Source organism: Clostridium sp. (assembly GCF_050717545.1).
GTDB lineage: Bacteria > Bacillota > Clostridia > Clostridiales > Clostridiaceae > Clostridium_AD.
This window is the reverse complement of the sequence record NZ_JBOITN010000038.1, coordinates 19517-45632: the sequence shown is the minus strand read 5'-3', so window position 1 is coordinate 45632 and position 26116 is coordinate 19517. Positions and strand designations below refer to the sequence as shown.

15 protein-coding genes are annotated in these 26116 nt (G+C 32.7%); 2 read left to right on the top strand and 13 right to left on the bottom strand.

Features of this window, described 5'->3' with window-relative positions; translation table 11 throughout:
- Positions 1 to 36: 36 nt before the first annotated feature.
- The 4 genes from ACREVX_RS13505 to ACREVX_RS13490 all read right to left on the bottom strand — a co-directional run bounded on the left by ACREVX_RS13505 (position 37) and on the right by ACREVX_RS13490 (position 4851).
- The gene (locus ACREVX_RS13505) at positions 37 to 879 is read right to left on the bottom strand and encodes an NAD-dependent epimerase/dehydratase family protein (RefSeq protein ID WP_431544707.1); all 843 of its coding nucleotides are present in this window, start codon (positions 877 to 879) and stop codon (positions 37 to 39) included.
- Positions 880 to 953: 74 nt separating this feature from the next.
- Positions 954 to 1553 carry a sugar transferase gene (locus tag ACREVX_RS13500; RefSeq protein ID WP_431544706.1) on the bottom strand — a complete coding sequence of 200 codons (600 nt, stop codon included), beginning with the start codon at positions 1551 to 1553 and terminating at the stop codon, positions 954 to 956.
- 22 nt (positions 1554 to 1575) lie between these two features.
- Entirely contained in the window at positions 1576 to 3447 is a 1872-nt protein-coding gene (locus ACREVX_RS13495; protein ID WP_431544705.1) for a polysaccharide biosynthesis protein, read from the bottom strand.
- 567 nt (positions 3448 to 4014) lie between these two features.
- A complete protein-coding gene (locus ACREVX_RS13490; RefSeq protein WP_431544704.1) occupies positions 4015 to 4851 on the bottom strand; it encodes a YihY/virulence factor BrkB family protein in 837 nt (278 codons plus the stop codon).
- A gap of 259 nt (positions 4852 to 5110) precedes the next feature.
- Here ACREVX_RS13490 and ACREVX_RS13485 point away from each other — a divergent pair, with 259 nt between their 5' ends.
- Entirely contained in the window at positions 5111 to 5968 is an 858-nt protein-coding gene (locus ACREVX_RS13485; protein WP_431544703.1) for a nitrilase-related carbon-nitrogen hydrolase, read from the top strand.
- Positions 5969 to 6197: 229 nt separating this feature from the next.
- Here ACREVX_RS13485 and ACREVX_RS13480 read toward each other — a convergent pair whose 3' ends face one another.
- Both ACREVX_RS13480 and ACREVX_RS13475 read right to left on the bottom strand, forming a co-directional pair.
- Entirely contained in the window at positions 6198 to 6578 is a 381-nt protein-coding gene (locus tag ACREVX_RS13480; protein WP_431544702.1) for a hypothetical protein, read from the bottom strand.
- Between the two features lie 88 nt (positions 6579 to 6666).
- On the bottom strand, positions 6667 to 6936 hold the full coding sequence (locus ACREVX_RS13475; protein ID WP_431544701.1) for a DUF1294 domain-containing protein: 270 nt from the start codon (positions 6934 to 6936) through the stop codon (positions 6667 to 6669).
- A 273-nt stretch (positions 6937 to 7209) separates the two neighbouring features.
- Between ACREVX_RS13475 and ACREVX_RS13470 the strand changes: the two genes are divergently transcribed.
- Positions 7210 to 8298, top strand: coding sequence for a diguanylate cyclase (locus ACREVX_RS13470; RefSeq protein WP_431544700.1), 1089 nt, complete (start codon positions 7210 to 7212; stop codon positions 8296 to 8298).
- 104 nt (positions 8299 to 8402) lie between these two features.
- Here ACREVX_RS13470 and srtD read toward each other — a convergent pair whose 3' ends face one another.
- From srtD to ACREVX_RS13435, 7 genes are all read right to left on the bottom strand, one after another.
- On the bottom strand, positions 8403 to 9062 hold the full coding sequence (srtD, locus tag ACREVX_RS13465) for a class D sortase, LPxTATN-specific (protein ID WP_431544699.1): 660 nt from the start codon (positions 9060 to 9062) through the stop codon (positions 8403 to 8405).
- Positions 9055 to 10416, bottom strand: coding sequence for a hypothetical protein (locus tag ACREVX_RS13460; protein WP_431544698.1), 1362 nt, complete (start codon positions 10414 to 10416; stop codon positions 9055 to 9057). The genes srtD and ACREVX_RS13460 overlap by 8 nt, the downstream gene beginning before the upstream one ends.
- A 193-nt stretch (positions 10417 to 10609) precedes the next feature.
- Positions 10610 to 12310, bottom strand: a complete 1701-nt coding sequence (locus ACREVX_RS13455; RefSeq protein WP_431544697.1) for an ATP-binding protein — start codon at positions 12308 to 12310, stop codon at positions 10610 to 10612.
- Positions 12311 to 12682: 372 nt separating this feature from the next.
- Complete coding sequence (locus ACREVX_RS13450) at positions 12683 to 16282, bottom strand: AAA family ATPase (protein WP_431544696.1); 3600 nt, start codon at positions 16280 to 16282, stop codon at positions 12683 to 12685.
- Positions 16263 to 17522 (bottom strand): metallophosphoesterase family protein, encoded by a 1260-nt coding sequence (locus ACREVX_RS13445; RefSeq protein WP_431544695.1) that lies wholly within the window; start codon positions 17520 to 17522, stop codon positions 16263 to 16265. Before ACREVX_RS13445 ends, ACREVX_RS13450 begins: the two co-directional genes overlap by 20 nt.
- A 387-nt stretch (positions 17523 to 17909) precedes the next feature.
- Positions 17910 to 22244, bottom strand: coding sequence for a UvrD-helicase domain-containing protein (locus ACREVX_RS13440; protein WP_431544760.1), 4335 nt, complete (start codon positions 22242 to 22244; stop codon positions 17910 to 17912).
- A gap of 10 nt (positions 22245 to 22254) precedes the next feature.
- Positions 22255 to 26070, bottom strand: a complete 3816-nt coding sequence (locus ACREVX_RS13435) for a helicase-exonuclease subunit AddB family protein (protein ID WP_431544694.1) — start codon at positions 26068 to 26070, stop codon at positions 22255 to 22257.
- Positions 26071 to 26116: the final 46 nt, after the last annotated feature.

Below are 26116 nucleotides of genomic sequence, written 5' to 3'. Positions count from 1 at the left end.
TCTCCTCTCTACTAATAATGCAATACTTAATAACCACTATTTTTCAGGGGTTACTCCAAGTATGCTTTGTATCTTACTATTGTCTCCCCAAACTGCTGGCGAATCATATTTTCTATCAGGAAATGCACCATATTTTAATTTTATGTTAAAATTCTTTTCTTTAATAAATCCTTCAACCTTATCCGCAAGTGAAATTGGCTTTCCACAGCAACAATTAATTATACCTTTAATTTCTGTCTGCGTAGATGCAGCAACTATTTGTCTTGATAACTCTTCAACACTTATAAAATCATATTTATTTTTTCCGGTAGTAAATGGAAATTCTTCTTTACCTTCCATCTCCATTTTAGTTATTTTAGAAAATATAGAATTACTTCTTAAATCATCACCAATTATATAGTAACCTCTTAACCATTGAAGCACTACGCTATCATCCTTTGTCAACAGTTCAAGCGCTTGCCTTAAACTATTCTTAGCTATGCCATATAATGAAGAAGGATTAGTTGGTGAATTTTCATCTATTGCTCCTTGCCAATATCCAACCTCATGCATTGATCCCATAACAGATAAATGCTTAAGTCCTCCACTAATCATATTACCCAAAAATGTATAATGATTATATAAATCTTCAATATGAGTTTCGCTGTTGTGAACAAATCCGTTTCTCCACGCCATATGTATACATATATCTGGGTTTCCTAGTTTATCATATATATCATTTTCTCCATTAAATATTGGTGTATATATTTTATTAGCTCTTTCATCTATTCCGTCAAATCTAAAATCACAAGCATCTACATTATACCCACAATCTAGTAACGTTTTTACAATATGGTGTCCTATATATCCATTGGCACCTGTAACTAATACCTTTTTCATATATCATTACTCCCTCTATTTTATTTTAAATAACATATAAGTTCAGCTCCTTTTAGGAGCTGAAAGCTTGTACTTTATACTAGGGAATCATTAGATCTATTTTTTTTTTGTCCATCATCATTAACTCCCTCTGCTCTTAAAACCTTAAATACAGTACTAAATAATATTTTTACATCAAATATAAATGATTTATTTTTTAAATAATATAAGTCATGTTCTGTTTTCATGCGATCATCATTGTCATCACGTCCATTAATTTGAGCCCAACCAGTAACCCCTGGAAGTAATTTATGAACTCCTACCTTTGTTCTCATATCCTTAAGTGTCTTTTGATTATATAAAGCAGGTCTTGGTCCCACAAACGTCATATCTCCTTTAAGAGTATTAAGTAGTTGTGGAAGTTCGTCAATGCTAGTTTTTCTTAGTACTTTGCCAATGCTAGTTATATAACTCTTAGTATTATCTAGTTTATCAGTTGATACATTGGGAGTTCCAACTCGCATTGTCCTAAATTTGTAGAACTTAAAAAGTTCATTACCTTTACCTATTCTCATCTGAGTAAAAAGTACTGGACCTTTTGAGTTTAACTTTATTAATACTCCTACAATTAAAAGTATAGGTGATAACAAAACTAATATAACTAAACTAATTATAACATCTAAAAATCTTTGCATAATATCCTCCTACATTTATTAATTACTCAGTCGCTGCAGCCTCTTCAATATCTGCTACACTTCGGTTGTATGTTGGAACAATCTCTTCTATTTTTGTATACAATGATTCTAGATCGTCTTTTTTTATAATGCCTGCAAGTTCCTTCATTCGTTCTTTCATTACGCTTAAATCACTAAATGTTGGTTTGCCAATAAAAATCTTTTCATGTTTAGTATTTGTAAGCCCTTCTTCACTCATTAGAAGCTCCTCATAAAGTTTTTCACCTGGTCTTAATCCAGTGATTTCTATTTTTATTTCCTCATTTGGTTCAAACCCTGAAAGTCTAATTAAATCCCAAGCTAAATCATATATTTTAACAGGTTTTCCCATATCAAGCACAAAGATTTCTCCACCCTGTGCATATGCCCCTGCCTGCATAACTAATTGTGCGGCCTCAGGTATTGTCATAAAGAACCTAGTTATATATTTATTAGTAAGTGTAACTGGACCACCATGAGCTATTTGATTTTTAAATAGTGGTATAACGGACCCATTACTTCCTAATACATTCCCAAATCTAACTGCTACAAATCGAGTTTCACTTATCTTATCCATAGATTGTATAATCATTTCACACATTCTCTTAGTAGCGCCCATAACATTAGTTGGGTTAACTGCTTTATCTGTAGAAATCATTACGAATCTCTCTGCTTTATATTTATGGGCACAACTTGCAACATTAAAAGTTCCAAACACATTGTTTTTTATAGCTTCCATTGGACTCACTTCCATGAGCGGTACATGTTTGTGTGCAGCCGCATGGAAAATAATATCCGGTGAATATGTCTCAAAAACATCTTCAAGTCTTAGTATATCTCTAACAGACCCTATCAATACCTTTAAATCCAATTCTGGATACTTATATTGAATTTCCATTTGTAAATCATAAGCATTATTTTCGTATATATCAAAAACAATTAGTTGTTTTGGTCCAAATTTAATAATTTGACGACACAATTCAGAACCAATAGAACCACCACCACCTGTTACTAGTACGGTTTTATCATGAATATAACTTGCGATACCCTCGGTATCAAGCACTACCGCTTTACGCCCTAATAAGTCCTCAATATTAACTTCTCTAATTTGACTTAAAGGTGATTTTCCATTAATTATTTCATACATACCTGGAACAATCTCTATTTTGCAGTTTGTTTTTTTACATATTTCCAAAATCTGTGTTTTATTTTCATCGTCTATTGTGGGAATAGCTAAAAGTATAGTCCCTATATCCTTTTCTTTTGCTATGGCTGGTATATCTTTCCTACTTCCAAGAACCTTTACCCCCATAATATTATTTCCTTTTTTATAATCTTCATCATCAATTACAGCTACAGGTCTATATTTACTCTGATAACTACCCTTCATCTCTTTTATAACCATCGCTGCAGCCTCTCCAGCTCCAATAATCATTACTCTTTTTCTGTCATTTTTACTAGCATTCCAATTTATAATACTCTCAAATCTAGCAAAGATTCTAAATGACATTCTAAGTCCAAGTATAAAAATAATAATAAAAGCACAAGCTATTATACTTACCCCATATGCAAATCTATGTCCAATAATCCTAACAAAAATGATGGTTACAACATTCGAAGTAAGGCACGCTCCAATAACAAGCATAAATTCATCTATACTCGCATAACTCCAAAGTCTATCATACAACTTAAAGATAAAAAAACAAGATACGTATATAACCGTTACAATTAACGCCACCGTTTTATAATCATTTGCATAAAACATAAAATTTCTAAAATTATATCTATAAAAGAAACCCAGTATATATGCCACATTTATCACTGCTGCATCACTAATAATTAGTAACGGTTTTTTCCATTTTCCTAAATTCTTCATATTTATCCACCTTTTTTTAAATCTTTTTAAATTTTTTTCTGTATCTTTCAAACATATCTATATCTCTAAAAATATCAATTGCCATTTAATTTATTAAAATTCGTTTTCACTACGAATTAGTATACCATAATACCCTTAGATAAGTGTAAATCTTTTGTGAAACTTATATTGCTGGTCATATTTATTTTTTAACTTTTACATATTTGTTTCATTATAACTAAATATATCCTATTTTATTGTATTTTGTCTAGATGAAATTTTTACCATTACAGAAAATACTATTATATGTGATTTTCCCACGCAAAAAATCCAGAAGAACAACCTTCTGAATAGTCTTGCGCAATTAAAATTTCTTAACGTGCGCTCTCTAGCTCTTCCCGCAAGCCTGACAGGTTGCATAACAATTGATAATTGTTATGTCCCCCAGAGAGCGACCCAGAGGTCCAGGCTAGTGAACTGAGCCAGGACGGCGAATGTGAGCGCTAGAGATTTTTACATAAGCAAAAGTTAGAATTCTTTAATAGAATTTCCCGTTTCAATCCCGTTTGCAAGTCACGCAGGAAACTCTTAATACTTCTTCGACTTTGGTTTTGTTTTTCCTTGTTTTTCAAATGCCACTAATGCGTTAACCTCTCCACCAAACAAAATTATAACAGAGATTATATAAAGCCATAGCATTAACACTATTACTGCCCCTATTCCTCCATATATGCTAGAATACCTACCAAAACTATTAACATAATATGCAAAACCTAAAGAAGCAAGCAACCAACCTAAAGTACTAATTATAGCTCCAGGCAATACCTCTTTCCATGTAAGTCTTCTACAAGGAGTAAAATGATATAATGCCGCAAAAGTAAATGCCATTCCACCTACCGATACTAAATATCTTATAATATCCCAATTTACTATAAAATTGCTAGATAACCCTAGACGGCTACCAATAATCCTTCCTATCATTTGCCCAAATACCACAAGGGTTACTCCCATGATAATTGCAATTACAAGTCCTACCATGAACAATATTGATATAGTTATTATTTTCCAGAAAGGTCTTGTTTCCTCTTCATCATAAGCTTTGTTCAGCCCCTTAATTATAGCTCTGAACCCACTTGACCCTGACCAAAGCGCACCTATTATACTTAATGATAATAAATTTCCACTTGTTGAATCCACCACATTTACAACTGTAGTAGCAATTAAATCAAAAATAGTTTTAGGCATTATTTGCTGTAGATATACCAATACATCTGCACTTTCTAAGTTGCTATAACCTAACATGCTAATTAAAAGTAATAAAAAAGGAAAAAATGATAACAATAAATCATAGGCAAGCTGAGCTGCCAAAGCAGTAATATCATCATCCATAATTCTGCACAGAAGTTCCTTTGAAATTTTTAACATGTAGTCACCACCTTCTTTATTATACGCTTTACCTCTATAAATTTCTTTAATAGTGCACTTCAATTATCTCATTATATACCATCCATCTAAATCCTACATACTTTTCGGTTTATTCATTTTTCCATACACTTATATAATATGTATTATATGGCGATATTATTTATGAACAATTAGAATTGATGGTAATTATGATATAATATAGCTACAGATATCGGTGATAATTCTTGTGAAATTAATTAATAATAAGGAGGCCTTCATTATGAAATTAGCATTAGCTCAAATAGATATTACCTTTGAAGATAAATCTAAGACTAAAGAAACGGTTATGCAATTTATAGAGCAAGCCGCAACTCAAAATATAGATATTATTCTTTTCCCTGAAATGACTTTAACAGGTTTTTCTATGAACACTTCTCTTATAGGAGAAGATAATAATGAAACTATAGAATTTTTCAAGGAAAAGAGTTCGCAGTTCAACATTACTATAGGATTTGGATATGTAGAAGGCACATCGCACTCAAAAAATAGTTATTCTGTAGTGTCACCTCTCGAAATAACTCGAGGTGTGCCTCGAGAAGTGATTCGAGGTGTGCCTCTCGAAATAACTCGAGGTGTGCCCCAAGGTGTAGAACTTGTAAACTACAGTAAAATTCATCCCTTTTCCTTTGGATCAGAAAGCGAATTTTATGAAAGTGGGAATGAAATAAAACTGTTTGATGCCTTTGGTTTTACCATTGCCCCTTTTATCTGCTACGATTTACGTTTCCCAGAAATATTTCAAATAGCATCGAAAAATGCCACATTAATTACAGTTGCATCCAACTGGCCAATGAAACGACGCGAGCACTGGATCTGTCTTTTAAAAGCAAGAGCCATAGAAAACCAATGTTACATTGCTGGTATAAACAGGTGCGGAGAAGAAAACGGATTAATTTACAGCGGCGACTCAATGATTATAGACCCACTAGGTAATATAATAAGCAGTCTTTATATGGAGGAAGGACTAGTTATAGCTGACATCAATCAAGATGACGTAATCGCTATTAGAGAGAGGTTTAGACTTAAAGATGACAGGAAAGAAAGTCTTTATTATGAATTATATCTAAAGAATGAATGAAGGTTATTTTCATATTATTATAACTTTATCCACAAAATAAAGAAAGTTATCCACTAATTGAGGATAACTTTCATTTGTTGCACATTAATAAAACCATATTATGCTAACAATACAATATTTATACATGAATGTTTAATTTTATTATAAAGTTATCCACAAGTTGTTGATAACTTTTAAATTTATTGTATTAATTTTAACTTTTATATATAACTTCAATTATAATTTTCTACTATTTCAGCATCCTTAGACCGCTTTTCATTTCCTTAACATCCTTGGAAGTATCTTTTGTAGAAAGTTCTAATACACTAATCTTTTCGCCTATTCTTTCTACTATATAATCATGTGCCTTTTCATTCTGATTCATATATGATTTTTGCACTTCTGCAGTAGTTTCAACTTTACTTGTCAAATTTTCTAATAAAATAGTATTTTTATCAACTTTAACACCTAATGCTTTAACATCTTCTTTAACACTAATTAAATCTTCTTTAACACTAGTTAAATCTTCTTTAACACTAGTTAAATCCTGTTTCATTTCTTTAATGTCAGTTTTAAACGAAGAAAACTCAATGTACATTTTTTCCATTAATTTAAACATTTTATCGTCCACTTCATTACCACCTTTAGAATACTTTAGTACTATGCTGTCCCTTATTATAACCTCAAATAACTAAAATTTCAAGAGAAAATCTTTAAAATTATATCACCTTATAAATGTATTTTAAAAATATAAGTATTTGAACTATAAGGATGGCTGGTATGCCTATTACAAACTTGTTATGTTTAGTTTTATGCCTAAATAAACGCATGCCCATAAATATTCCTAGTGCACCATAAACAATTGCAATAGTAAATAAAGTGTTTTCTGGTGTCCTCCATTTTCCCTTTCGTGATTTCTTTTTATCTGAATACATCACAAAAATACCATATAAATTTATAATCAAAAAGTAATACAAAAATAATTTCATTTTCTTCCTCCAATCAATTCATGTGTGTTAATTATATAATAAATATAAGGTGAAAATCAACTAATAACGAAATCACACAAAGATTACATAAAAATTTGATATTTCTTATTTTTGCAATGTAAAAATATAACTAATAGTAATTCATTTTTGAATTAATGAATATACATTACTGCTTGTATATTCACATAAAAAAAGTGTAATATAATAATAGAATAAAATAAAAGTTAATGTGGATTATTTAACTAAACATTAAAACAACTAGGGGGACTATTTTTGCTGAGGGATTTATTCATAAACATGTTGATTGAAATCAGTTTTATAAGTTTAGCAAGTCAATTAATTAAAAAATATGAGATTGGTAGTTCGTCTTCTGCCAAAATAAAAGTAATTATTGGTGTTGTAACTGGCATATTAGGAATAACTATAATGATGTTTGGTGTACATGTTGGTGAAAATACTTTACTGGATTTTAGAAATGTCGTTATAGCTCTTTCAGCTATATATGGTGGAACAATATCCGTAATTATTTGTGGATTACTAATTATATTGTTTCGAGTAGCTTATTTCGGTATTAATTCTGCCTCCATCACAGCAGTTATTATGGCTATAATTGTGGTTATTGGTTGTGCATCCATAACGAATCTAAAAATTAAAACTTCTCAAAAATGGATTTATTCAACGTTATATAACTTAGTTTTTTCAAGTGTTGCTTTTATAATATTATTAAAAGACAAAATGAATCTTGCAAACTTTTTGTTAATCTATTGGAGCACAACTTGTTTAGTCTCATTAGTTATAGCCCACTATTCCAACTATTGCCTTGCAACAAACGCATTATTTAGAAAGTTAAAAGTGGAATCTACAAAAGATTTTCTAACAGGTCTGAACAATGTTAGAAATTTTGATAGTCTATATAACTATGCAATTAAAAATGCAATGGATAAAAAAGAAAGTCTGTCGCTATTAATGATTGATATTGATTTTTTTAAAAAAGTTAATGATACATATGGGCATGCAGAGGGAGATATAGTTTTATATGAACTAGGAAAAATTTTAACTCATAACAGTAGGAGTTTTGATATAGTATCTAGGAATGGTGGAGAAGAATTTACCGTATTATTATTAGATTGTGCCAATGCACATGCAATTCGAATTGCTGAGCGTATTCGCAGTGGTGTTGAAACTCATACGTTTATTTTATCTACTGGAACCCAAATAAATATTACTGTGTCAATAGGAGTTGCTAGTTATCCAGAAAATATAAAGGAAATAGAAAAACTCTTAGAGATATCAGATATAGCATTATACGATGCAAAACATTCAGGTAGAAACAAGGTGTGTACGGGTGATGTGGCTTTATAATGTTCCTGCAGGTCCAATTACTATTAGTGAATGAATGCATTAATAAAGCTACATTCCTTTAAAATATTATATTTAAAGAAATGTAGCTTTATTATTTAAATAGTTTATTTACTTTTAATTAAATCTGCAAAGATGATATATCGGTCTGGAGCATTACCAATATAATCGAAGGGGTAACAGGTTGTTATCGTTAGAACTGCATGGTCTGTAGGTACGATAACTGTTTTATCGTCTGCATGGACGATTCGAGTTCCACTCACCTCGTAGGTGAATGTTCCAGCGGATGTTTGCACAATCAGTTGGTCCTTTATATTCAAATTTCCTATTTGCCTAAATACCGTATCACGATGTCCAGATAAAACACAATTATCTTTTTCCCCTGGAAGAACACTTTGGTTGAAGTGACCTACCCCTTTTTTTAACTCCCTTGAGCCCGTCCCCTGTAAAATAGGCAATTTGCGTTTTAAAGCCGGAATCGTCAAACTTCCAATATTGTCACCTTCCGATGGATATACCGCATAAATAGCTTTATGAGATGTGGCAACAGCAAGCGAAGTATCCAATTTCGCTTTTGGGGTGTTTTCTGCATCTAACTTACTTACCTTTGCAGCAATAGGTTTAGGAGTGATATTCTCGGCATAATTAGATTGTTTCCATATATTAACCCCCGCCCAAGAAATACAGCCTATACCCAAGACTATAATTCCCAGGGATAAATCCCTAATGATGGACCCCTTGCCCCTTGATAGTTTTATTTTATTCATATCGTTTTCTGCTTGTCCAGCCCCAGCCTATTGCCCCAACCAGTGATAAAACAACTCCGATAAGAAGTATGTCATATAAATGTGTGGACGTATTGGGTAGCTTCCCACCTTTAACAGTATGTGCTACAATTTGCGCTTTTGGTATATCATTTAATTCCTTGATATCTGTTATAATTTCAGGTAGTGGTTCGTCATTTAAATCCTGAATATTAAACGAATTTTCAGAAGTAATTGTTGGCATATCAATGTTTACTTTTCCATTAATATTGCTGTTATTTACCTCAAAATGCATACCAACTGTATATATACCTTTTGGAATACTCTCACTTGCTGTTGCGGCTGCACTTTCACCAAATGCTTTATCCAGCATTGCCATATCTGCAACAAATTCCATATCTCCTTTTGTACTTATAACATATCCATTTTCATCTAATGTATAAGTAATATCAATTCCATTATCTCCAAGTATCTTTACATCTTGAAGCTTGTCCATCATTTGATTAAACTTGTCTAAAAATTCTTGTGATTCAAGTGTAGTAAACATCTGATTCATATCAACTTTTGTACTATTAATTTCTTCAGTCGATGCACCACTATTTTTCATCTCTGTAATGATTAAATCTAATATAAGATTTTGATTTTCTTTATTTTTTGCAGTTAAGTTAACTACTTTTCTAATAATATCTTTAAATTGCGCATCATCAATTTTAACTTTATATACATTTCCATTATTAGATACCAAACTATAATCTAACCCTAGTTGTGATGAATATTTTTCAAAAATAGTTAAAATCAACTGTTGTAGTTCCTTGTTTTCACTCATCATTTTGCCAAAATCCATACTACCTAATTCAGTTTGCATTTCCGGCATTTTCTTTATCTGCTCAAAATCAAGAAGCATATATTTATTCATATATTCAGGTGGCAACATCATTTCAAATATCTGTGGCGATTTTACAATTCCTTTAACTATAGGGGTTTTACCTGTAAGGTTTATATCACTCCATAATTCTCCGCTATAAGGACTCCCAGCTACATTTATTGACATTTTAGCATATTGCCTTGAAATCGTTCCTTCATTATTTCCAGACAATTTCGTATTAAAATCTACTTGTAAGTTGTCTAACATTTCACCTATAAAAGCAAATTGTTCTTGATCTTGTTCTGAAAGTCCTTTAGCTTTAAAAGCCAGGCTAAACTTTCCATTACTTTCCACAGATGTTGCCTTACTTGTCTTTAATATTGCCGCTGTGAGTGTTTTCGTTTGTGCATTAACTAAAGAAATCGGTATTATAACCCCCACCATAACTACAGCAACTATAAAAGAGCAAAACCTTGAGTTGAATCTTGACATGTCATCTACCCCCATATGATATTTTTTTACATTTTATTAAACTATATCATAATGTTAATAAACTGTAAATAAGTTATATATGGTATTTTTATTATTTTTATCCATGTATCTTGGGAAGGGGTTAGCTTCCCGTTCCCTACTGGTTTAAGATATATTATTGTGAGAGTAATTGTGGTTTAGATCATTAATAAAATTACTTATAAACATCCGAAAGTTCGACTCGTATACTTTGATTTATACTTGGCACTTTGCTACTATATATCATATTTTCTTTAAGTACCTTTCTAGAAGGAATCTTAACTGTAAACTTGCTTCCTTTCCCAAATTTACTTTCAACAGATATGCTACCACCATGTAATTCTACAATGGATTTAACAAAACTCAAGCCGATACCTGTACCTTCTGTATTTCTTGATAACGATTTTTCTACTTGCTTAAATCTATCAAATATCATATCCAAGTCCTTTTCTTCAATACCAATGCCATTATCTTTCACTGATATTTCAACAAATTCATTTTTATCTTTAACAGCTACAAATATTTCATCGCCGGCATCTGAAAATTTTATAGCATTTGATATAAGGTTTAATACTATTCTCTCTGTTTTTTCTGTATCGCAAGCAATAATTTTTTCTTCTACATCCGTATCAAAAATAATATTTAATCCTTTACTGTCAGTAAAAGTTGTCACAGACGTCACTATTTCTTCTACAACTTCGACTATATTGTTATTTGATAAATTCAGTTTAAAAAATCCTGCTTCAATTTTAGATAAATCAACTATGTTATTAATAATTTTAGATAATCTATATGAATTTTGATTAATTGATTCTATATATTTAATAATTGTATCCTTCTTCTCATCGAGTGATCCACTAGTGCAATACATATTAAATAACTGAGCTGTTGCACATATAACATTTAGTGGTGTTTTAAGTTCATGGGATATGTTAACAATGAATTCTCCCTGTAATTTTAATGCTTTTTCCATGCCTATAGTAGACTTTATTTCAGGAGTAACATCTATTATTAAAATTAATATTTCCTGTACTTCTCCATCGCCTTCAAACAATGGTTCAAAAATAATATTACAATATACCTCTTCTTCATTTACCCAATGCTTTTTTTTATTCAAACGCTTAGTTTTCTTTTCTTTTAACACCTCTCTAATACACTGGTAATAATCACTTGTTTTGAATGCTTTAAATATATCTTCAATTTTTTTATCTTTAATGTGCTCGATTGATTTAAAATTACCACTCAATAATTTAATGATATCAAATGCCTTTTTATTAATATCCTTTATCTTTAAGTCTGGACATGATAATGTAGCAACAGGTAAACTAAACGTATCTATGACTCTGTTCAACATTTCATATCGTCTTCTTATAGCTTCTTCTTGTTTTAGGTATTTCGTCATAGCCCTATTACAAATTTCTTCAGTCTTTCTAGATTGCTTTATTGTTTCCGTAACATCATGAAAATACGATACTACCATAGTTAAATCTCCACTTGCATTATAAATCGGGATTGAACTAGCTTCCAGAAAACACTCTTTATTAGGATGTCTTATGGAAATCTTAGCGTTTTTTACTCTTTCACCTCTTAGCGCTCTAATTTGAGAAAAGTTTTCATATGGTATCTCATTGCCTCTCAAGTCAAATGCCCTACTTTTTTTATGATCATCACCTATATCAATTACTTTGTCACATTGATAAATCAACTTTTTTGCTTGTGGATTTACCATTATAAATATCCCTTTATCGTCCGCAAGAATTACTCCCTCAGACAAATTTTCAATTATACTAATTAGCTGTGTATTTTGTTGCTCTAACTGTTGATTTTTTTTATTTTGTTTATCTAAATTAAAGTTTTCAAAAATCCTTTCTTTCATAGTAACCGCCCCTTGAGCTCATATTAGTATATGCCAATTCCTTAATATCTATTATTATATCTCATAAACCTAATCAATTTCAAGCTAAATGTAAATCAGTTATATTAAAGTAAAACATCTATATATTGTAAATAATTGCATTTTTCCTGTGTTATGTATTTATTTTATTGCTGGTTACAGTATATGTTGGTTATGTGTGTTGGTTATGGATGAAAAAAATAATGCATCAACCATAAATATATGATTGATGCACAATATAGAGAATTTCAGATTTTCAAAAGATTAGAATTTATTAATCAAATTTCACGTTGCAAACTCTAATTACAAGACGCACAAGAGAAATTTCACGCCCCCATCTGCATGCGATTTCCCCTAAGTGTACTCTAGCTTTACCTTGCTTCCTCCCTGTCCCTGCTCTGCTGGTGATACTATTAGTTTTATTGGCACCCTATTTTTAAGCTCTTCCACATGACTTATTATTCCCACAGACAATGTAGCTGAATGAAGTTTTTCAAGTGAGTTCATAACTATATCAAGTAAATCCGTATCTAGCGTTCCAAACCCTTCATCCAAAAAGAAGAACTCCAGTGGCGCACTGCCCTTTAATTGAATCTGTGATGAAAGCGCAAGCGCAAGGCATAGAGATGTTAAAAAGGTTTCTCCACCTGATAATGTATTAGTCTCACGTCTTGTCCCTCCATTAAAATCATCCCTCATTACAAATGCGCCATCAGCATCGAGCTCCAATGCATAACGTCCTCTTGTTATATCCTTCAAACGTTTTGAGGCTTCCATAGAAATATATTTCAGCTGCTTCATAGCCACATATTCTACAAATTTATTCCCTTGGATTAAATTATCAAGTTCTTTTAAAAGACCAAGCTTATGTTCTACTTTTTTTCTTGTTATTAATAGCGATTTAACCTCTTCTAGTTTTCTTTCCATTTCCTTTAGGGCTCCATACTGAGCTCCTATCTCTTTTGTTTTTTCTTCTAAAAGAACACCAATAGCTTCTCTTTTCACTTTTAGTTCTTCAAAGATAACTAAATCTATTACTTTTCCATTAAGAATATTTTCTAACCTTTGTAAATTATAAGTGATGTTATGTTTAAGTTCTTCGTATTGTTTTATCTCTTTTTCTAAAAGCATCAAAACTTCTCTTGGAACTAAATAAGACGTCGCCATGATTTGAGTTTCAAAACCATTTTCTTTAAGAGATAAATCTAATCTATCTTGTCCCTCTAATAACATCTTTAGAAGCATTTCTTTTCTGTCTTCTTCACTTGTTTTTTGAGTTAGCACTCTTTGTTTTTCTATGTTTTCTTTTTCTAAAACTTCTTTCAAAGTGGTCTCTTTTAATGTGATATCTTTTATTTCATTTCTTACTTTTTCTATTTCAATTTTTGGCGTTTGCCCTAGTGAAGGAGTAAATCCACATAATTCAACTATTTGGATATTCAAACGATCGATTTCAGCCTTTTTCTCTTTACCACTAGTTTCTATTTCTGTTTTTGAGGTAGTTAACTCTCTTAGCTCCTTATCAATACCCGCCTTCTGCTTTTCTAATTCCACTAGCTCTAATCTCAGTTTTCGAGTCATAGCCGTTAATTTTATTACTTCGTTATCTATTGTCTTAATCTTCTGTATCTTTTGTTTTATGGTCATTGATGTTGCTATATCATCCTTATTTTGCTTACTTAAGGACTCCTCACGCTGTAAGTCCTCAGTTAGAATTTTGTGTTTTTCTTGTAATAGTTCTAACGCCTTTTGCGAAACAGATGACTCTTCCCTTAGCGTTATTAAGGTTTCATTTTTCTGCCTTAAACCTTCGCCAATTTTTGCTTCTTCCATATCTACTTTACTTTTCTCATCCCGTAATTTAACAAGTTCCACATCTAATCCTGTTTTTTCTTTATTGTATATTTCAATTTTTTCTTTAAACTCTAATAACAATGTCTCACTTGCCTTACTGTGGGTTTCTAGTTCTTTTATGTTTATGCCTTCTAGTTTTTGTTTAACTATTTCTAGTTGATTACTTAGGTACTGCAAGTCTTTCAAAACTTCTGCAAGTTTTATTTGCTCCTTTTGAAAACTCTTTGATAGTTTTTCAAGATTTAACTCAAGACTTTTCTTTAACTCTTTCTTAGCTTCTAAATTAGTATCCACTACGAGCTCTGCTAATTTTGGATGATGCTGGGATCCACATACAGGGCACATATTTCCATCCTCTAAATCAGAAGCTAACATTGCTGCAAGTCTTACTTGTTCTATTAACTTTATTTCGACTTCTACAGCTTTAACCTGCATTTTCACATTTTCTATAGTTTCTTCTGATATTTTTATATTTAACTTAATCTTTTCACTTTCAACGCTGGTTTTATCATATTTCCCCTCGAAATCGACCTTTATTTTTTGGTTTTCATTTGCTTTTTCTAAGTCAACTCGCAACCCGTTGTAGGCTTCCTGTTTTTCTAACAACAAATTATTATCTCCCGGGAAATTATTCGCTATTTCCACGCCTTTTCTCTCTAAAAATACTAATTTATTTTGTTTATTTTCCTGCTCCGTTATAACTTTTTTATGAAATACATCCGCATCATACAAGGCTTTTTTTAATATTTCGCCCTTATTTTTAAGTTCTTCTACATTTTTTTGTGCTGAGGTTACTTCAAGCTCACTATTATAAGTGTTGTACAACTTTTCCCTATATTCGGGCAATATTTCTATTTCGTTTAGTTTCTCCTCAGAAAGTTTTAACTGTTTATCTATTTTTGCTTTACCTTCATCAAGCATAATCACATTTAAACTTTTTTCTTTTATATTCCGGGTAAGTTCGTTATGTTTTCGTAAAAGAATATCCTTCTGGTCAGCTAGCTCAACTTTTTTTTCTTCAATATAAGTAGCTTGTTTTAAACCTACTTCTTTTTCAATAAGCTTTGGCAATTTAACATTCTTGTTTTTTAAGGCTTCATCATAAGAAATTTTTGTAATATTCAATTTTTCATTTATAACTAAAAAATCACTGCTCAGTTTTTCCATTCTAATTTTATTTATTTCTAAACTTTTTTGAGTTTCAGCTACATTATCAATAAAGGGTTTCACATTTAAAGCTAACCCTCCCTTAGTGAATTTTTCTTTTTTATTTTCAATTTCTTCTGATTGCTCTTTTAACTGAGCTTCCTTTATAATATATTGATCTTTTTCCTTTTGTAATTCCCATGTAGTTTTGTACTCTTCATACTCTTTGTCTAAACTGTTTTTCTGCTTTTTAGTTTCTTTTTCTTCTTCTTTTAGGGCATCTAACGCTAATTTTATCTGAGTATGAGCTTCTTCCCCTACATTCTCATAACCCTTCATTTCTCCCTCAATCACATTTATAGCCTTTAAATTTTCATTTCTAACTGTTCTTATCTTTTCATAAAGTTTGGTCCCATATTTTTCTAAAGCAAATATTCTCTCAAGCATATTTCTTCTTTCTTTTCCCGTAAGCTTTAAAAATTCATTGAACTTCCCCTGGGGCAACACCACTGACCTTGTAAAATCCTCAACTTTAAGACCTATAATCGATATAATATTCTCTTCTACCTCTTTAGGTCCCTCTGCAAGCACCTGGCTATCTTCAGGGTTTTCTTTATTTAATTCTATAAGTCTTGCATATGCCGTTTTAAAGTTCCCTGTCTTTAATCTTTTTATACTCCGCTCTGCTCTATACGCCTTTCGAGTTTTGCCCAGACCAATTTCAAAATCAAAACTCACCTCTACCACATTTGTTTCTGTATTTACAAACTCTTTGGTATCTCTAGATACTTTTCCATAAAGAGCTATAGTTATCCCATCTAAAATAGTTGATTTACCACTAGCTGTTGGGCCAAAAATCCCGAAAAGTCCTTTTTCTGTAAGCTTTGAAAATTCAATAATTTGTTGCTCCACAAAAGAATTTAACCCTTTTATCTTAAGATTTACTGGTTTCATTTTTCGGTTCTCCCTCCTCGCCATATGCTATACTCAAAAATAAGTCCATAAGCTCACTTGATGGTTCAAGTCCTCCACGTGCCTTTGTAAAATATTCTTTAAACATTTCCTCCATAGATTTTTCTCTAAGGCTTTCTATTAATTCTTCTTCGCTCTCAAAGTCCTCTATTATTGGCTGTACTGAAACTATATCTGCTCTAAGCCTTTTCATTTCCTTTATATTCTCTGTGCTTATTATTTCCTTTGTCTTTATCTCAAGGTATACCCAAATATTTTTTTCACCCTCAAGTTGACATTTTTCTAATGCTTCTTCAACGCTTTCACACTTCCATACCTCTATAGGTTTGTAGTTTCTAAACATAACTTGTGAAATATGGGCATCCTGGCCGGCTTTAACATCTACAATGTACGCTCCCTTGCTATAGTTTATTTCGCTTTTACTATATTGAATAGGTGAACCGGAATATCTTATCTTGCCTTTAGTTCCTGGCACCTTTTGTGGTCTATGAAGATGACCAAGAGCCGTATATTGCGCTTTATCTGGGAACTTATTTGGAGAAACCGAGAGACTTCCCCCTAGTTGTATACTTCTCTCTGATCCACTTTCCTCTCCGCCCATAGCGTAAAGGTGGGATACTACTAGGTTTATGGTGTCATCTCTATATTTTGGTGATAATTTTTCCAGAAGCTCTCCAATTCTATCAGAATAGCTTTTCTGCCTTTCCTCATCTCCAAGTCCTGTTGATAACACTTCATTTAACCTTTTTTCACTTGGATAAGGAAGTGTTATAATTACTGCTTTTTCGCCTCTTATGCTAACTTCTAAAAAACCTTCACCACTCTCTATTATTTCAAAATCGTACTTATTATCAGTATTAAAATCACCAAATACGCCTTCTCTTGCTATACTCTTTGGTTCACCTAATAGTACAACCCCATGTTCATAAGCAAGTGGACTCGCAGCAACTAGCCTCTCTGGGTTATCATGATTACCCGCAACAATAAGCACTGCAGTTTTCCCGCTTTTAGTTATCTCATTAAGCGTACTATAAAACATCTTTTCTGCTCTTGCCGGTGGATTCCCATTATCATAGATATCTCCAGCAATAAGAACTAAATCTATATCATTATTCTTAACTATATAGGTAAACTCTTCTAGAAATTCTTCCTGCTCATCTAGCCTACTGTATTGCTCTAAAGTTTTACCTAAATGCCAATCTGATGTGTGAAGTATTCTCATTTTAGTCGCTCCTTTCTTCTTTTTAGGTGGGGACGGTTATCAACTTTTGCTCATCCTTGGGGTCAACCTTGGGGGACGGTTATCAACTTTGGCTGTTCCTTTAGCTAACCTCGAGGGACGGTTATCAACTTTAGTGCATCTTTCAACCAACCTCGAGGGACAGTCATTAACTTTTGCTCTTCCTTGGGCTAACCATGGGGGACGGTTATCAACTTTAGTGCATCTTCGAACCAACCTCGAGGGACAGTCATTAACTTTTGCTCTTCCTTGGGCTAACCTTGGGGGACGGTTATCAACTTTGGCTGTTCCTTGGGGTCAACCTTGGGGGACGGTTATTAACTTTTGCTCTTCCTTGGGCTAACCTTGGGGGACGGTTATCAACTTTAGCTATTTAACCTCTACCGCTTCATCGCTGCTAAATAAGTATAGATAACTTTCACTAACTTGTTTTTCAAGTGTGACCTGGAGTGCTCTTTTATAATAATCTAGTTGCGACCTATACTTATCCACTAAGAGGCTGACCCCTCCATTCTTAACCGAGTCTGTTTTATAATCAACTAAAATTATTTGACCATCTTCCTCAAAATAACAATCAATTATTCCTTGAAGTATTATTTTCTCATCTGCATATATTTGCTCATCAAGACTTTTATCTATCTCCGTACTATTAATCTCCATATGGAATGGCACTTCTCTTTTTAACAGATTTAGCTTAAATGCCTTTATCATCCTTTGGCCAAGCTCTGTTTTAAATAGTTTAACTAATTTACCTGCGCGAATCCCTTTAGCCTCTTCCTTTGAAATCAACATTTTTTCTACTAATATATCAATTTGTCTTTCTATGTCACTTAATGTTGCAACGTTAGATAAATCTAGCCTTTGAACAACTGCATGCATGGCCGTTCCTCTCTCAGCTGGCGTTAGCCCCTTTGCTTCATCCAAAAACTTCGGTTTATTTATAAGTCTTGGAGCAAACATATTGCTAGAATCACCATCAGTTAGTTCTGCATTAAATTTTCTTTTAAGCTCTGTTACTGTAAGTACTGTAGGCATTTTTGTAGCCGCCTCATATTTATAAACATATCCTAACCTTTTTTCTATCTCTTTTATAGCTCTATCCTTTATAATTATATCTTTTATAACATCATCGCTAACATTATTATCGTTAAGCTTATTATCTATGTCTTCATTATCTATAGACTTATCCTGCTTAGTTTTTTCATAAAGTTTTGATAACCTTTCCTCGGCGCTTTCAATTAATTCTTCATCCATCGCATCAATTTTCTTCACGTTATCCCTGTTCCAAAACCTTACGGAAAAACTTGCTGGATGATCTATTAGGTTGCCAGTATTATCCTCTATTTCAATGCGATCACGTAACGGCTTTCCATCCACATGCCTTATCACTGCAGGTATTATCCAATCTAAATAACTTTTTCCTTTTAGAATTTCATATTCCCCAAGCTTTTCACTATTTTCTTCTAAACTAGAACTCATTCTAGATAAATTTTTCTCTATATTCCTCACTGACCCAGTTATTATTAATTTTTCCTTAGCCCTTGTTAAAGCCACATATAAAACTCTCATTTCCTCTGCAAGACTTTCTATTTTTATTGTCTTTTTTAGAGCTTGCTTTAATACCGTTGGGTAAGAAATTCTTCTTATTGGATCTACATAATCAGGTCCATAACCCAAATCATGATGAAATAATATGCTTTTATTTATATCCATTAAATTAAAGTTTTTTCCCATTCCACTTAAAAATACAACAGGGAATTCTAGACCTTTACTCTTATGAATACTCATTATCCTAACCACATCTTCATTTTCACCTAAGGTTTTAGCACTACCCATGTCTCCACTGCTTATTTTTAGCTTGTTTATAAAGTTTATAAAATTAAATAATCCCTTATAGCTAGTCTCCTCATATTGTCTTGCCCTTTGGAAAAGCACTTTTAGGTTGGCTTGCCTTTGAGATCCTCCAGGCATAGCTCCAATATAACCGTAATACCCTGTTTGGGTATACAAATGCCAGATAAATTCGTCAATTGGCATATAGGTATTAATTTCCCTAAAGTGATCTAATTTTTTGAGAAACTTAATTAGCTTAACTTTGGTTAAATCTTTTTCATTTGTAGACGATTCATAAGTCATGTTATCTTTATCCACAGGATTTACTTTTTCATCCACAGAATTGCTTTGCTTATCCGCATCTACCCCTGCTTTATCCACAAAATCTCTTTCTTTATCATCATTTCTAGTTTCATTAATACCTGAATAATTAACCATCGCCTCATAAAAAGTCATTTCCCTTTGACCTATTCTTATATCAACTAATTCCTCCGAGGTAAAACCACCAATTGGGGATCGAAGCACTGCAAGCATTGGAATATCCTGTCTTGGGTTATCTATAATTTGAAGAAGACTCATGATTATTTGAATTTCAATAGTACTGAAATAGCCTGTACCCGTATCTGCATAAACTGGTATATTCTCAAGATTTAATTGTTCTAAAAAAGGTGGCGCCCAAGCAGATGTGGCGCGAAGTAATATTACGATATCCTTATACTGGACGTCCCTATATTCTTTAATATTTTTATCATAAACTTTAAAAGGCTCAATTTCATTACCCTGGTCATCATTATGTGACATTAATTCTTTTATTCTTTTAGCCACAATTCTGGCTTCTATTTCAATATTAGTTGGAGTTTCTTCATCATTAGTTTTGCCCTGTCCCTCACTTTCAGTCTCATCCTCAGTTTCATTTGTTTTGCCCCGTCCCCCACTTTCCTCGTCATTTTCTGCGTTGTCTTCACCAGGGTCTTTAATTTCTTTTTCAATTAGATGTATCTCAACTGGTCCACCTACTACTCCATCACCTTCAAGTTCGTCAAAGTGAGCGCCTAGATTTAACGCTTCTTCGTCTGTATAATCAAGATCTCCAATGTTTTTACACATTATTTGCTTGAATATATAATTCACAGCATTAATTACCGCCTCGCGGCTTCTGAAGTTTTTGTATAAGGTTATTTTTCTTGTTTTTGCGCCTTCATCCTTAGAGTATCTATTATACTTTTCTAAAAACAGTTCTGGTCGTGCCTGCCTAAACCTATAAATACTCTGTTTTACGTCTCCTACCATGAACACATTTGGAGCACCTATCTTTTCTCTTGAAATTATATTTAATAGAGTTTCTTGTACCATGTTGCTGTCTTGATATTCATCTATCAAAATCTCTTCGTATTTGTTTCTTAGCCCTATTGCCACTGCGGAAGGTTCTGGTTTACCGTCGCCTCCAATAATAACCTCTCCATCCTCATTTTTTTCCATCAAAATATCAAGGCAGTAATGTTCAAAATCATTGAAATCTATAATTGAACGTTCCTTTTTCTTTTCTCTATACTTTTCCTGTAAATCTATAACAAGCCCAGACAATTCCTTCATAAGAGGATACAATTCTTTTATATCTGCAAGTGAACTCTCGCTGCTTGCATTCATCATTTGCTCTTGTAGCTCCTGTAATTGTTTTTTTACTTTATTTCTTATTTCTTGAACTTGTTTTTGTTTTTCCTTATTCTTGCAAGCCTTTATTGTAGTAAGTTTTACAAAAGCTAATCCTTCAAAAGCCGTTGCCAAACTTTCAAACGAGTTGTTTGCTGCACTTACTAGATCTGCAATTAACGCTAAATCCGACTTAAACACTTCATAATATAAGGTTATTGCTTCGTTATTTTCTATAATTTTTAATGCCTTATTCATTACTTTTTCAATACCTAGTAGCTCTATATTAACATCTTCCATTAAAACCTTTGCCCAAGGCGTATCACTAAAGCTATACCCATCTTTAATGTTAAACTCCTCTGCTGAGTCTATTAGCCATTCAGCTGGATTCGTTGAACTCATGGCAAAATTATAAAGACTCAAAACTATACCTTGAAGGCCTAAATCTTCTTTATTATTGCTATATGCTTCAACTAGATTTATAAAGCTAGGGGTGTCCCCTAGGTTTTTGCTAGGGGTGTCCCCTTGGGTTTCGCTAGGGGTGTCCCCAAGGTTTTCGAATAAAAGGTTAGGGGTGTCCCCTAGGTTTTTGCTAGGGGTGTCCCCTTGGGTTTCGCTAGGGGTGTCCCCTTGGGTTTCGCTAGGGGTGTCTCCAAGGTTTTCGTTAGGACCGTCCCCAAGGTTTTTAACACTATTCTCGTTTTCCTGATTTTCATTAAGAGAAATATATCTATCCTCAAAGAGTTCCTCTAGAGCTTCTTGTTTTAAAAGAACCGCTTCTGTTGCGTCTGCTATTCTGAAATTCGGATCCAAATCTACCACATGAAAATTGTTACGTATAACCTCAAGGCAGAAGGAGTGTATAGTTGTAATACTTGATTTATTAAGTAACGTTAACTGCCTTTGCAGTAATGTGCTATGAGGATTGTTATGAAGTTCTTTTGAAATTGCCGCAGCTATTCTTTCCCTCATCTCAGATGCTGCAGCATTTGTAAATGTAACTACTAAGAGCTTGTCTATATCTGTAGGTCTTGTCTCATCTGTTACTATTTTTATTATTCTCTCAACGAGTACTGCAGTTTTTCCTGAACCCGCAGCTGCAGCTACTAGAATATTGCAGTCCCTAGTGTAAATTGCCTTTTGCTGATCATCTGTCCAGGAGACCCCTACTTCTGCTTGCAAATTTTCATCTTGCTTAACTTCATCTTCTTTTTTTATCATTACTTGTTTTTTAAACATTCTCCTTTTCATCTCCTATCCGCTCTGCATTCTCAATGCTTTTCTCCGTAATTTCACTGGAATCATTAGATTCATTAGTTAAGAGCTCCCAAATTTCCTTGTCCCTCTTATCTTTTATTATTTTGTACGTATTTCCCTTTAATGTAGGATCAAATTGACAAACAGCTGTAAACTCACAATAGCTACATGGTGTAATATCCTTTTTCTTATAAGGCTTTATATCTATTTCCCCGCTTAACATTCCCTCACAAGTTTTCATTAGGTTTTCTTTTACGTGATTTAGTAGCATATCAAACTGATCTGCCGTTGCAACTGAAGACCTTGAACCTAAGTCTCCATTTTTTTTGATAGATGCTGGAACAACTAGAGATGCACCTTCAATATTTCTATCCATTTCTCTAATTATCTTAGTATCTGCTAGAAGTAGCCCCTTCATTTTTAGTGCCTTCATTATAGCTTTTTCCAGTTCTTCTTCGCCTAAATTATTTTTAGCTTTTATAACTGGGTCATCTATTTTAAAATACAAAATTCCTGCTGGGAAAATCGGCTCCTTGGAAACTTCGCTTTCTTTAGAAAGCGCTCTTTCATTTCTAAGCATGGCATCCAAATAGGTAAGTAGCTGTATTTGAAGTCCATAATATACGTCTGATAATTTAAAGTCCTTATTTCCTGATTTGTAATCTATTATTCTATAAAATTCTTCACCCTGCGTAATTAGCTTATCGACCCTATCTATCCTACCAACAAGGTTTACAATTTCACCTGTGGATAGTTCTACTTTTATTGGTGGATAATCTCCCTCTTCAAATCCAAAACATACTTCATAACCAAAAGGCTCAAATCCACTGTTTTTCATTTGCTCAACTATAACATAGATAGTTTTCTTAAGAACCCGCTTTAATCTCTCTGTAAAGTACTTGTACCTTGGGGTGCTGTTTAATATGTAGCCACTAGTACCCTCTGATGCTTCCTTTTCTACAATGTTTGCGATATTTTTCTCGCACCATACTTTATCTAGATTCGCCCATTTTAGCTCACTTTTATCCACAAGTTTCGAGAAATCATCAAGCACGCTGTGCATAAAACTACCTAAGTCTGGTGATGAGAATGTAAAAGTTTTTCTATCCTTCGCTTTTAATCCATATTGCACAAAATAGGCAAAGGGACACTCTTCATATTTTTCTATCCTTGATACGCTGAAATAGTTTTTATCCCCGTAAAGTCGTTTGACTTTTTCTTTACTTAGCATTTTAACTTCATTTTTATAGTCAAATCCCTGAAATATAATGTTAGACTTTTCTTTCCATATTGGATCTTTTTGATACCATGCATAAACCTCAACCCAAAGCGGTGATATAATTCCGTCTTCTAAATATTTTCTCAGTGCAAATATTAATTCATTAAAAGTTGGAATTTTAGCGTTTACCTGCTGCATATCATGAGATAATCGAGTACTATTTAATCCGTCAACATTACCACGTCCATTAATATCCTGCAAGCCTTCACTTGCATGTCCCTGCAAGCCTTCACTTGCACGTCCCTGCAATTCTTCGCTGGAAAGCGTTATATTACTTTCTTCTTTAAGTCCTTTAAATAAAGCTTTAAACCTAGATATTATAATAGATGGACGCATGGTTTTTCCTTCATAATCAGCTATTGGATAACTTATATTTAAATATTTACTTGGGATGGTAATGGTTGCATAAATTAAATATTGCTCATTAAACACTTCAGTTTTTGTGTCATTAGCTAGTTCTACATCATTCTCTTTTAAAATTATTCTATCATTATCTGTGAATATACCCTCTTCCTTGCTCGCCCTTGGGAACACTCCATCATTTACTCCTACAATATATAAAGCCTTTATATTGTGACTTTTTATACGTTCCACACTACTAATCGTCACTCCATCAAGTGCTGGCGGAATAATCCCCATTTGATGTTTACTAAATCCCATAGACAGAACTTTCACAAAATCCTCGAGAGGTAAAATTTCAGTTCCAAGTACCTCCACCATCTGATCAAGTAGTTCCATAACTAAGTTCCATATTTTGCTGTACTCTGTAACCAGGTCCTGAGCACCCTCATTTTTGAAATTTGCTATCCAAAGTTCAATAGTTTTGTATACATTTATTGTTTCTAGAAATTCAAATAGAGCTGTACATATTTTAGTAGTTGTCTTTTCGCCCTTTAATTTCTCTTTAAATTCAATTAGTGGCGTTATAATTGCGGCTCTTGTATCATTTAAAATTTTAATTGTTGCTTCTATTTTTAAGGCTTCCACTTCATCTCTAGCTAAGGCTGGATTTTCATTTTGGCCTAAAGCCTCGTTTTCGCTTTTTCCCGAAACTTCACTTTTATTATTATGTAATTCATCCTCTTTACCCAAATCTTCTTTATCCATTTTTTTATTATCATAGTAATCCCTAAAATAATATTCTATTTTCTCCTGCCATAAATCAGGCTGCGTCCATTTCCTCTTGCCCTTTATTCCTGATGCGATAACGAAGTTTTCCAAAATATCTATATGCTCTTTATCTATATCCAAAAGGCCTGTTTTAAGATACCTAAACATCGCTTCATAGCTAAAGTTCTTAGTGAAAATCTCCACAACTCCGGTTATGAGCACTATTAACGGATTGCTTGTTATATCCTTTTTCTTATCTATAAATAATGGAATATTATATTCTGTAAATACGGCTTTGATAAGTTTCTCATAGGCTGGTAAATCTCTAGTTACTACTGCTATTTTATTAAATCTTATGTTCTCATCACGACAAATCCTTAAGATATCCTTTGCCACATGTTCTACTTCGCTGTAAGCGTTAAGCGCTTTAAACACCTTTATATTTTGACATTTATTAACCGATGGCACATATGGAAAGGCAAAATAATTTTTCTCAAGGAACGAAATTTCACTATTATCTTTGAATTTATGTTCCTTATTCATTTCAAGTTCTATAGCTTTTTCTATGCTTGTACCAATAACCTGCGCCAAATTTAATATCTTATCTTCTGTAAACTTTATAGAATAAAAAGCATCAGATGCTTCCATTAATTTTGAATGCGCAGGACTCTTAAGAGGCATGGTTATATTAATTCTCTTAGCCTTTAAAAAAAGCTTTTCTAATACCCCGTATTGTTGCGGCGTAAACCCTGTAAATTCATCAAGCCAGAACTCTGCGCCATCAAAAATATTGCAATGGTCTAAAGCATCAATTAGGCGAGTCAAATCATCATCCGGGTCCACATAATTTAAGTTTAGAATATTATCAAACTCGCCATATATAAGTGATAAATCCGTTATTTTATCTATTAATAAAGGGTTTTCCCGTAAATTTTCTTTTGCTTTATTCAAATTCTCAATTGAAACTTTATATTTTTTAAACTCTGTAATAACTCCAGCTACATTGTCCACAAATCCCTTTTTCTTAGCAGCACCCTTAAATATCTTAAAATTATCCACATTTTTTTGCATTATGCTGTTAATAAGCATAACCTTTCCAGATGTATCCATAGGTCTTTTGGTTATTCCGCCAACTTCACTAAATACTTTGTATGCTAATCTATTAAAACTAAGTACTTGGACGTTTTTTATTCCTGTGGCTCCAACTACTTGTATAAGATTTTTTTCAGCTTGAAAGGAGAATTGTTCTGGAACTAAAAGTACTAATGGTTTTTCACTTTCTTCTAAACTTCGTTTTTCTATATCTTCTAAGCAGAAAGTACTTTTGCCTTTTCCAGCTCCTCCATATATAAATCTTAAACTCACAAAAACACGTCCCTTCTTTATTACTTCATTGTTCATTTCTTATTTTTCACTATTTATATCTTACTATTATCTCTTATTATAT

Excerpts from the sequence above, each read along its gene's own strand:
- ACREVX_RS13505 (WP_431544707.1), bottom strand. The coding sequence starts at position 879 with ATGAAAAAGGTATTAGTTACAGGTGCCAATGGATATATAGGACACCAT.
- ACREVX_RS13500 (WP_431544706.1), bottom strand. The coding sequence starts at position 1,553 with ATGCAAAGATTTTTAGATGTTATAATTAGTTTAGTTATATTAGTTTTG.
- ACREVX_RS13495 (WP_431544705.1), bottom strand. The coding sequence starts at position 3,447 with ATGAAGAATTTAGGAAAATGGAAAAAACCGTTACTAATTATTAGTGAT.
- ACREVX_RS13490 (WP_431544704.1), bottom strand. The coding sequence starts at position 4,851 with ATGTTAAAAATTTCAAAGGAACTTCTGTGCAGAATTATGGATGATGAT.
- ACREVX_RS13485 (WP_431544703.1), top strand. The coding sequence starts at position 5,111 with ATGAAATTAGCATTAGCTCAAATAGATATTACCTTTGAAGATAAATCT.
- ACREVX_RS13475 (WP_431544701.1), bottom strand. The coding sequence starts at position 6,936 with ATGAAATTATTTTTGTATTACTTTTTGATTATAAATTTATATGGTATT.
- srtD (WP_431544699.1), bottom strand. The coding sequence starts at position 9,062 with ATGAATAAAATAAAACTATCAAGGGGCAAGGGGTCCATCATTAGGGAT.
- ACREVX_RS13460 (WP_431544698.1), bottom strand. The coding sequence starts at position 10,416 with ATGTCAAGATTCAACTCAAGGTTTTGCTCTTTTATAGTTGCTGTAGTT.
- ACREVX_RS13455 (WP_431544697.1), bottom strand. The coding sequence starts at position 12,310 with ATGAAAGAAAGGATTTTTGAAAACTTTAATTTAGATAAACAAAATAAA.
- ACREVX_RS13450 (WP_431544696.1), bottom strand. The coding sequence starts at position 16,282 with ATGAAACCAGTAAATCTTAAGATAAAAGGGTTAAATTCTTTTGTGGAG.
- ACREVX_RS13445 (WP_431544695.1), bottom strand. The coding sequence starts at position 17,522 with ATGAGAATACTTCACACATCAGATTGGCATTTAGGTAAAACTTTAGAG.
- ACREVX_RS13440 (WP_431544760.1), bottom strand. The coding sequence starts at position 22,244 with ATGATAAAAAAAGAAGATGAAGTTAAGCAAGATGAAAATTTGCAAGCA.
- ACREVX_RS13435 (WP_431544694.1), bottom strand. The coding sequence starts at position 26,070 with ATGAACAATGAAGTAATAAAGAAGGGACGTGTTTTTGTGAGTTTAAGA.